The organism is Acidovorax sp. Root217, assembly GCF_001428645.1.
Classification (GTDB): domain Bacteria; phylum Pseudomonadota; class Gammaproteobacteria; order Burkholderiales; family Burkholderiaceae_C; genus Acidovorax.
Genome location: NZ_LMIH01000016.1, coordinates 329,848 through 337,792 on the forward strand (window position 1 = coordinate 329,848; position 7,945 = coordinate 337,792).

Below are 7,945 nucleotides of genomic sequence, written 5' to 3' on the forward strand. Positions count from 1 at the left end.
TGCTAAATCATTGCCCTTGCATCAACCCAATGAATCCGGCGCCAAGGCCGGCGAGCAGGCCTCCACGGCGGACTGCAGACATCCGAACCAATAGCCCTCCCGCTCGCTGCCCTGCAAACCATCCGCAAGGGCCTGGAGTGCGGGCAGCAGCAAGGGGCTTGCCAACTGCTCTGCCGCATCCAGCTGATAAACCCGGCATTCGGGCCCCAGTTGTGCCAAGAGGTGGTCGATCACCCTCAGGTCTTGCCGTGCCGCCAGGCCCACCAGGGCCTCACCCCGGACGTCCTCATCTTCATCACTCAGATTGCGCCACAGGACCTCGCGCAGGCCCGGCGTGTCGGCGTTCTGCAAGGTGCCAAGGCCGAAGGTGGCCCAATCGCGCACGTCCGAGTCCACGTCGGTTGCCAGCTGGATCAACGCGCCGATGGCGGCCGGATCCTGGTAGCAACCCAGCGATACGGCGACATTCCGACGCATTGCACTGTCGGCATGCCTCGCCAACACCACCAGGGTCTCCAGAGCATCTGGATGTGGTCGATGCCCGAGACCCGACACTGCGGCACAGACTACGCCGGAGTGCGAATCCATCAGGCCTGCCAGCAGCAGCGCCTGCCTGGCATCCAGGGCGTATTCCATCGCTCCGCCCATGCCTGAACGCCTGCGCCGCTGCAACTGTGACGCGACATGCAAGCCCAGGGCCCTGCGCCTCCAGCTGCGGCTCGCACAAAGTGAGCGCACCAGGTCTAGAAGCAGCGGAGAAGCGCGCAACTACATTTCGACGATGGCACTCCAGCCCCGGCCGGTGCCCCAGGCACGCAGCGCCCTGCGCACCAGTTGCTGCGGGGTCCGCTGCCGGTTCAGGTTCCGGGATGGCCTTTTCATGAACACGATGTTAGCCCCACCGGCTGCCCCATCGCCCCGCTCGCGCGCGGCTACGCTTCCATGCGCTCCAGATTGCCGCAGATGCGCACCAGCATCGCGCCCAACTGCTCCACCTCCTGCGGCGTAAAGCCGGCCAGCGCCTCGTCCACCTGCGCATCGAGCAGGGCCTTGCCCTGGGGTAGCTTGCGCCGGGCCGCGGGCGTCAGCGATACCAGCCGGCTGCGGCCGTCGGCCGGATCGGGCGTGCGCTGGACCAGGCCGTCGCGCTCCATGCGCGCCAGCAACTGGGCCATGCTGGGCTGCTCGACCTGGGCGATCTGCGCCAGCTCGGCCTGCGAGCGCGTTGCGCCGTCCTTGAGCGAGACAAGCACGGGCAACTGGCCCATGGCCAGGCCCAGGTCGCGCAGCCGGGCGTCACCCAGGCGCGTGAAGCCGCGCGCCACGTGGCCGATCATCTTGAGGGGATTCATCGTGACGGAGCTTGCTTGACTTTGCATAGGTACCTATCTTAATATAAATAGGATCCTATTTAATTTGATTGGCGCACATGACCTATCCCCGCATTGCCATCATCGGCGCCGGCCCCGCAGGGCTCACGCTGGCCCGCACACTGCACCTGGCCGGCATGGCCAGCACCGTGTTCGAACGCGAAGCCGGGCCGCTGGTGCGGCCCCAGGGCGGCACGCTGGACCTGCACGAAGGCTCAGGCCTGCTGGCGCTGGAGCGCGCCCGGCTGCTGGAGCCCTTCCAGCGCATTGCGCGCTACGACGACCAGGGCTCACGCCTGCTGGACCGGGCAGGCCAGGTGCTGTTCGAATCGGCCGATGCCAGCAGCGGCAACCGGCCCGAGGTGGACCGCACCGCCTTGCGCAGCATGCTGCTCGATGCCCTGCCGGCCGGCTGCGTGCGCTGGTGCAGTGAACTGGTGCAGGTGGCAGATGCAGGCCAGGGCACCTGGAAGCTGGTGCTGGCCGATGGGGACGATGGCGAGGCCGGGCCATTCGACCTGGTGGTCGGTGCAGACGGCGCATGGTCGCGCGTGCGGCCCCTGCTGTCGGCCTACCAGCCGCAGTACAGTGGGCTCACGTTCATCGAGTTCGGCATTGACGACATCGATGCCCGGCACCCGGCCCTCTCGCGCCTGGTGGGCCGCGGCAAGCTGCAGGTGTGCGGTGGCGGCAAGGAGATCATCGCCCAGCGCAACGGCAACGCCCATGTGCGTGGCTATGCCATCTTCAGGGTGCCGACCGACTGGGCGCACAAACGCTTCGACTTCGCATTGCCCGCAGCCGTGCGCGAGGGGTTGCTGGCCGAGTTTGCGGACCATGCCGAGGGCATCACCGACCTGTTTCGCGCCAGCAACGACCATTTCGTCGCCCGCCACATCCACGCCCTGCCTGTCGGCCACCGCTGGCAGCACCGCCAGGGCCTGACCCTGCTGGGCGACGCCGCCCACCTGATGTCGCCCTTTGGCGGCGAGGGGGTGAATGCGGCCATGCTGGACGCCAGCGACCTGGCCATGCGCCTGATCGAGCAGCTGGGCTTGGCCCGGGCGGTGAAGGACTACGAGCAGCACATGTTCGAGCGCGTGGTGCAGGCAGCCGCCGGCTCCGCCGAGGCCGCTGCCACCGAGTTGTCGCACGACAGCCTGGCCCTGACCCTTGGCCACATGCGGATGCACGAGGCGCAGGCCGCCTGAGACAGGCAGGATCAGGTGGGGGGCGGCGCCTGCACCGCCAGCATGTTCGCATCCCGCGCCAGCAGCCAGCGGCCCCGTTCCTTGCGGAACACGGTGAGCACCGGGCCCGAGCGCACGGTGGGCGGCGCAGCACCGCCGGGTGGGGTGACGGTCACGCTCAGTTGCGACCTGGCAAACGCCCACTCGCCGGCCACCTGCACCTCCTGGATGTCGCTGGTGCCGTCCACCTGGGGGCCGGCACCGCCGGCCTGCAGCCGGGCGGCGGCCTCGAAATCGGCCCTGGACATGGCTGGCCTGCCGGGCATGAGAAAGACCACGTCGTCGGTCATCAGGCCCATCACGGCCTCCACGTCGCCGGCACGGGTCGCCACCATCCAGGTTTCGATCAGTGCCCGGATCTGTGCTTCATCTTCAGAGTACATGGTCGCTCCCGCAAAGGTGCCTGTCGGACCGCCAACGTCCGCTACGCATCGTCTCGCAGCAGTGCCATGGCCAGGCTGTCATGGTAGTCCCCATCCACGCGCACCGAACGGCGGCGAATGCCCTCCAGCTCAAAGCCCAAACGCTCGTACAGGGCCCTGGCATTGGTGTTGTCGGCACGCACGCTCAGCTCGATGCGCGTCAAGCCCCGGGCCCAGGCGCCGTCGATGGCGGCGCGCATCAACCGGGCCCCGATGCCCTGGTGCCGTGCAGAGGGGATGAGCCCTATGCCCAGGGTGCCGACGTGCGCCCGCGTCTGCCCCATGCCGGGCAGGACGTCGCACCAGCCCACGACCTGGCCGTCGGCCACGGCCACCACCTGGCACTGGTCGTTGGCGATGATGTACTCATAAAAGGCGCGCGAGGACTCCCAGGGCGGCGCCTCGGTAAAGGCCAGAAAGCGCTTCTCGCGCGCGACCGTGTCGAGGGCGCGCCACAGGCCCTCGAAATGCGCTGGCGCCACTGGTTCGATGGACAGGTTCATCCCGCAGATCTCCAGTCAGCGGGGCCCATGCCCCGAGCCACAGCAGTCTACCGGCCTGCGGAGAACACCCATCCCGCACCCAGATCGACAGGCTGCACGGCAGCGCCAGCGCCTGCCGCATCCGCCCGGTGCTTGCCCATGATGCGGTGCAGGTTGCCCTCGATCCAGTCCACCAGCCCTTCGACCTGGCGTGCCACTTCGGTGCCCATGGGCGTCAGGCTGTATTCGACATGGGGCGGCACCACCGGGTGGGACACGCGCAGCACAAAGCCATCGTGCTCCAGCCACTGCAGGGTCTGGGCGAGCATCTTCTCGCTCACGCCGCCTACCTTGCGGCGCAGATCGCTGAAGCGGTGTGTGCCCGCGAGCAGGGCCACCAGCACGAGCACGCCCCAGCGGCTGGTCACATGCTGAAGCACCGCGCGTGATGGGCAATCGGGCGCGAACAGCTGGCCGCGCTGCAGCCGCTCGGCAATTCCGTCAGGGGATACCGCGTTGGTGGGGGGTGGTGAAGGGTTTGCAGACATAGGGGTACTTACCTTTATGTGCGTACTTACAAAAAGTTAGCTTGACCGCTATTCTGCCTTTTCTGTCTTTTTCAACCAAGGTTTTTCACCATGATCGCCATCACCGGAGCCACCGGCCAGCTCGGCCGCCTCGTCATCCAGTCCCTGCTCAAGACCATCCCTGCGGCCCAGATCGTCGCAGCGGTGCGCAGCCCCGAAAAAGCCCAGGACCTCGCTGCCCTGGGCGTGCTGGTGCGCAAGGCCGACTACGGGCAGCCCGACACGCTGGATGCCGCCTTCCAGGGCGTGGACAAGCTGCTGCTGATTTCCTCAAGCGAAGTGGGCCAGCGCACGCCGCAGCACAAGGCCGTGATCGACGCGGCAAAGCGTGCGAACGTGCAACTGCTGGCCTACACCAGCGTGCTGCGTGCCAACAGCTCCCTGCTGGGCCTGGCCGCCGAGCACGTGGAGACCGAAGCCATGCTGCGCGCCTCGGGCCTGCCCGTGGTGCTGCTGCGCAATGGCTGGTACACCGAAAACTACACGGCCAGCGTGCCGGCCGCCCTTGCCCATGGCGCTGTGCTGGGCAGCGCGGGCAACGGCCGCATCGCCTCGGCGGCGCGCGTGGACTATGCCGAAGCCGCAGCCGTGGTGTTGGCCACCGATGGCCACGCCGGCCGCGTGTACGAACTGGCGGGCGACAGTGCCTACACCCTGGCGGACCTGGCTGCAGAGATCGCACGCCAGTCGGGCAAGACCGTGGTTTACAAGGACCTGCCCGAGGCCGACTACCAGGCGGCACTGGTGCAGGTGGGCTTGCCGGCAGGCTTTGCCGCACTGCTCGCCGATTCGGACGCCGCAGCGGCCAAGGGTGCGCTGTTCGACGATGGCCACCAGCTGAGCCAGCTGATCGGCAGGGCCACGACGCCGCTGGCGACCACGGTGGCAGCGGCCTTGAAGGGCTGATGGCAAGGGGTGAGGCGCCCGCAGGCGCCCCACGCCCACTGCCTCATGGGGTGGCTTCGATGAGCTCGGCGATGCGCGTGTAACCCAGTCGCCTGGCGTGCTGCGCGGCGCCCAGGCCTTCGCGGTCCACCAGGGCCGGGTTGGCGCCCAGGGCCAGGAGTTTCTGGACCGTGGTGGTTTGGCCGCCCATGGCCGCCAGCATGAGTGCCGTTCTGCCTGCGTTGTCGCGCGCGTCGATGGCTGCCCCCTGGCGGATGAGGCTTTCCACCTGCTGCACGTGGCCCGTGCGGGCCGCCTCCCGCAAGTCGTCGGGCAACGAGGCACTGCCCCCGCTGTCGGCACGGGGCGCGGCCGCAGCCAGGCTGTTGTCCGCCGCGCTGCTGTCCTGCCGCCTGAGGGCCGCTTTCGGGGCAGGAAGTGCCTGAACCGGTGCGGCGGAGCGGGAAGTTTCGGCTGCTGGAGCAGGTGCTGCGCCTGGAGGCGGCGGCACCGCCGCCCCGGCAGCCGGGGCATCCTGCATGGCCAAATGCTCGCGCATTTCACCGCGTGGAGCGGAGCGGGTGGAAGGCGCCACTGGAGGCGCAGATCCAGACACCGACGAGCGGTCGGCCGTGAGAGGCGGCGATGCGGGGAAGCCCGACACCGCGCCGGCCGCGCCCGCAGCCGTTGGGGATTCGGCCTCCCGCATGGCCGGTGCGGGTACCGTCTTGGCCAGTGGCCCTGCCTGGGCCAGCGCCGATGCAGCAGGTTTTTGCGCCGCGGACCTGGCCGATGGGCTGGCCTCATCACGGGCACGGCCTTGCGGTACTGGGGGTGCGGCAGGTGCTGCAGGCGCTACCGAAGGCGCTTGTGCCGCCGGGGCAGGAGCAGGGATTGCGGCAGACGGCTGCGCGCGCGCAGGCGCTTCGGCACGCCGCTGGCCGTAGGCGATTTCCTGTTCTTCGGGTGTCCCGCGCTGGAACTGCAGCAGCAGCAAGCCGGTCAGGCCCACCACAGCCACGGTGGCCAGGGCCGTGATCTTCCAGTGCGACTGGTTGGCAGCAACCGGGCTGGGGACGGCCGGCGCGGTGGGCAACGGGGCTGGCGCCAGCATCTGCGCATGCGCACGCACGGCAGCGCGGACATGGGCACCGGGGCGGGCATCTTCCTGTTCGCTGGCTTCGCGGTACCGCTGGGTCAGCTCGTCGTCCCGCGCGCTCATGGTGCAAACTCCTGTAGCTGTTGGCGAAGGCTGGCCCGTGCATAGCGCAGGCGGCTCTTGGCGGTTTCAAAACTGACGCCAGTGGCCTGCGCAATCTCCTGCACACCGAGGTCACCTTCGGCTTGCAGGAGAAAGGCCTGCCGCTGCTCGAACGGCAGCTGCTCCACCGCAGCGATCAGCGCCGCCGCCTGCTCGCGCGACTGCAACTGCCGAACCGGGCCGAACCCGGAGTCTGCTGCCAGGGTGTTCACCAGGCTGCGCTCGTCATCGTCGCTTGCGTCCAGGCTGGCGTGGTGCTTGGCGGTGCGCAGGTGGTCCACCAGCCGGTTGTGCGCCAGGGTGAACAACCAGGTCCTGAATTTCGCCTTGACCTCATAACTGCCGGCATTGCGCGCCACGGCAAACCAGACGTCCTGCAGCAGGTCGTCGGCCACGGCCTGGACCTTCACGCTGCGAAACACAAACCGCCATACCGCCAGCTCGTGCCGGCTGTAGAGCGTGTCGAACGCGCCCAGCTCACCCCCGGCATAGCGCAGCATCAGCGTCTCGTCGGTGTCGTTGGTGTCGTCGGGTGATGGGAGGGGCGGCACCTGTGCATTATGCGGGGCCCTCATCCACCGGCGAAGGCTGCCACGCTCCGCCAGGTCGCATCACTTCGGGTCCGGCACATAGGACACGTTGTCCGACTGCGGAAACGCGCGGGGTACCGGTGGCCGCACCGGCTGCTCGCGGATCACGCCGCTGGCGACCAGGTTCTCGCGGCTGTCGTAGCGGATGCTGATGACTTCATTGGGCTGCTCCTGCAGCCGCGTGAAGGTGGTGTGGGTGACCACGGAGGTCTCGCGCTGACCATGTGCCGTGCCCAGTTTGGGCGATGGTGCTGGCGCCGCCTTCGCCAGGCTGCCCGCCGACTGCGAGCGCGCGGAGGACTCGGCTTCCGAGGCGGGGGCGGGAGCTGCGGCGGCGGGCGACGCCGGCTCCTCGCGCAGGCGCCCGAGGCTGTTGTCGCTGCTGCTGTCGCGGCGCTGGCCCAAGGGCTCGTGTACCACGGGTGGCGCGGGCAAGGGCGGCTGCTCGCGAAACAGCGCCACGCCGATCACGCCCACGTTGGCCGGCCGGCCGGTGCGGCCGGCATAGGAATTGCCTGCGCTGGAGAACTCGAAGGCGGCGATCTCGCTGCTGCTCTTGCGCCAGCCGGTGATCTGGTAGCGCTCGTAGGGAGAGAACACATAACCGCGCTGGTCCCAGGCGGCGGTCTCGCCACTGAGCACATTCACGCCGTCCACCGAGGGCACAGCCAGCACCCGCTCGCCCAGGCGGTTGTGTACCGTGACGGCATAGCGCGCGCCAGGGCGGCCGGCCACCCAGTATTCGCCTTTGGCGTAATGCACCGGCAACGTGGCGCCGGTTTCGCGATCGACGATGGTGATATCGGCCAGGCGGCCAATGGCCTGGGCCGGCAGGCTGGCCAGCGCCAGCAGTGCAGCCAGAGCGGGAAGGATGAATGAACCGGATCTCATGGCAGCTCCATCAAGTGTTGGTGCTGAGTGAAACGAACGGCGGGGATGAACGGGGTTAAGCGCCACCCAAAAAAATGAAAAATAGTAGGGCCTGGGCTTCCGGGCCAGGCGGACCTCAGGAATCGGCCGGAACGTCGGACGCATTTCGCCGGCCCAAACGCAAAACCCCCCAGTCCTTTGGAGACTGAGGGGGTTTGGGGCTATAAG

At 68.3% G+C, this 7,945-nt stretch carries 10 protein-coding genes; 2 read left to right on the plus strand and 8 right to left on the minus strand.

Translation table 11 applies throughout. The features are described from left to right. Positions 1-21: 21 nt before the first annotated feature. Together ASE31_RS18345 and ASE31_RS18350 are read right to left on the minus strand one after the other, a co-directional pair. Complete coding sequence (locus ASE31_RS18345) at positions 22-636, minus strand: HEAT repeat domain-containing protein (protein ID WP_162261409.1); 615 nt, start codon at positions 634-636, stop codon at positions 22-24. Between the two features lie 296 nt (positions 637-932). After that, the gene (locus ASE31_RS18350; protein WP_157412546.1) at positions 933-1,352 is read right to left on the minus strand and encodes a MarR family winged helix-turn-helix transcriptional regulator; all 420 of its coding nucleotides are present in this window, start codon (positions 1,350-1,352) and stop codon (positions 933-935) included. A gap of 77 nt (positions 1,353-1,429) precedes the next feature. On the opposite strand from ASE31_RS18350, the gene ASE31_RS18355 reads away from it, so the two are divergent. After that, on the plus strand, positions 1,430-2,581 hold the full coding sequence (locus ASE31_RS18355; RefSeq protein WP_057203243.1) for an NAD(P)/FAD-dependent oxidoreductase: 1,152 nt from the start codon (positions 1,430-1,432) through the stop codon (positions 2,579-2,581). Between the two features lie 11 nt (positions 2,582-2,592). Here the strand turns inward: ASE31_RS18355 and ASE31_RS18360 are convergent, their stop codons facing one another. From ASE31_RS18360 to ASE31_RS18370, 3 genes are read right to left on the minus strand one after another with little or no spacing between them, the layout of a single operon-like run. Then, positions 2,593-3,003 (minus strand): SgcJ/EcaC family oxidoreductase, encoded by a 411-nt coding sequence (locus ASE31_RS18360; protein WP_057203244.1) that lies wholly within the window; start codon positions 3,001-3,003, stop codon positions 2,593-2,595. A gap of 41 nt (positions 3,004-3,044) precedes the next feature. After that, entirely contained in the window at positions 3,045-3,545 is a 501-nt protein-coding gene (locus tag ASE31_RS18365) for a GNAT family N-acetyltransferase (protein WP_057203245.1), read from the minus strand. A 47-nt stretch (positions 3,546-3,592) separates the two neighbouring features. Beyond that, a complete protein-coding gene (locus tag ASE31_RS18370; RefSeq protein WP_057203246.1) occupies positions 3,593-4,072 on the minus strand; it encodes a helix-turn-helix domain-containing protein in 480 nt (159 codons plus the stop codon). Between the two features lie 90 nt (positions 4,073-4,162). On the opposite strand from ASE31_RS18370, the gene ASE31_RS18375 reads away from it, so the two are divergent. After that, positions 4,163-5,017, plus strand: coding sequence for an SDR family oxidoreductase (locus ASE31_RS18375; protein ID WP_057203247.1), 855 nt, complete (start codon positions 4,163-4,165; stop codon positions 5,015-5,017). 43 nt (positions 5,018-5,060) lie between these two features. Here ASE31_RS18375 and ASE31_RS18380 read toward each other — a convergent pair whose 3' ends face one another. The 3 genes from ASE31_RS18380 to ASE31_RS18390 are packed head-to-tail and all read right to left on the minus strand — an operon-like array spanning position 5,061 to position 7,738. Then, complete coding sequence (locus ASE31_RS18380) at positions 5,061-6,218, minus strand: ankyrin repeat domain-containing protein (protein ID WP_057203248.1); 1,158 nt, start codon at positions 6,216-6,218, stop codon at positions 5,061-5,063. Then, positions 6,215-6,832: a sigma-70 family RNA polymerase sigma factor gene (locus ASE31_RS18385; protein ID WP_082604232.1), complete on the minus strand. Its 618-nt coding sequence runs from the start codon at positions 6,830-6,832 to the stop codon at positions 6,215-6,217. Before ASE31_RS18385 ends, ASE31_RS18380 begins: the two co-directional genes overlap by 4 nt. A gap of 36 nt (positions 6,833-6,868) precedes the next feature. Continuing rightward, positions 6,869-7,738 (minus strand): hypothetical protein, encoded by an 870-nt coding sequence (locus tag ASE31_RS18390; RefSeq protein WP_057203249.1) that lies wholly within the window; start codon positions 7,736-7,738, stop codon positions 6,869-6,871. Positions 7,739-7,945: the final 207 nt, after the last annotated feature.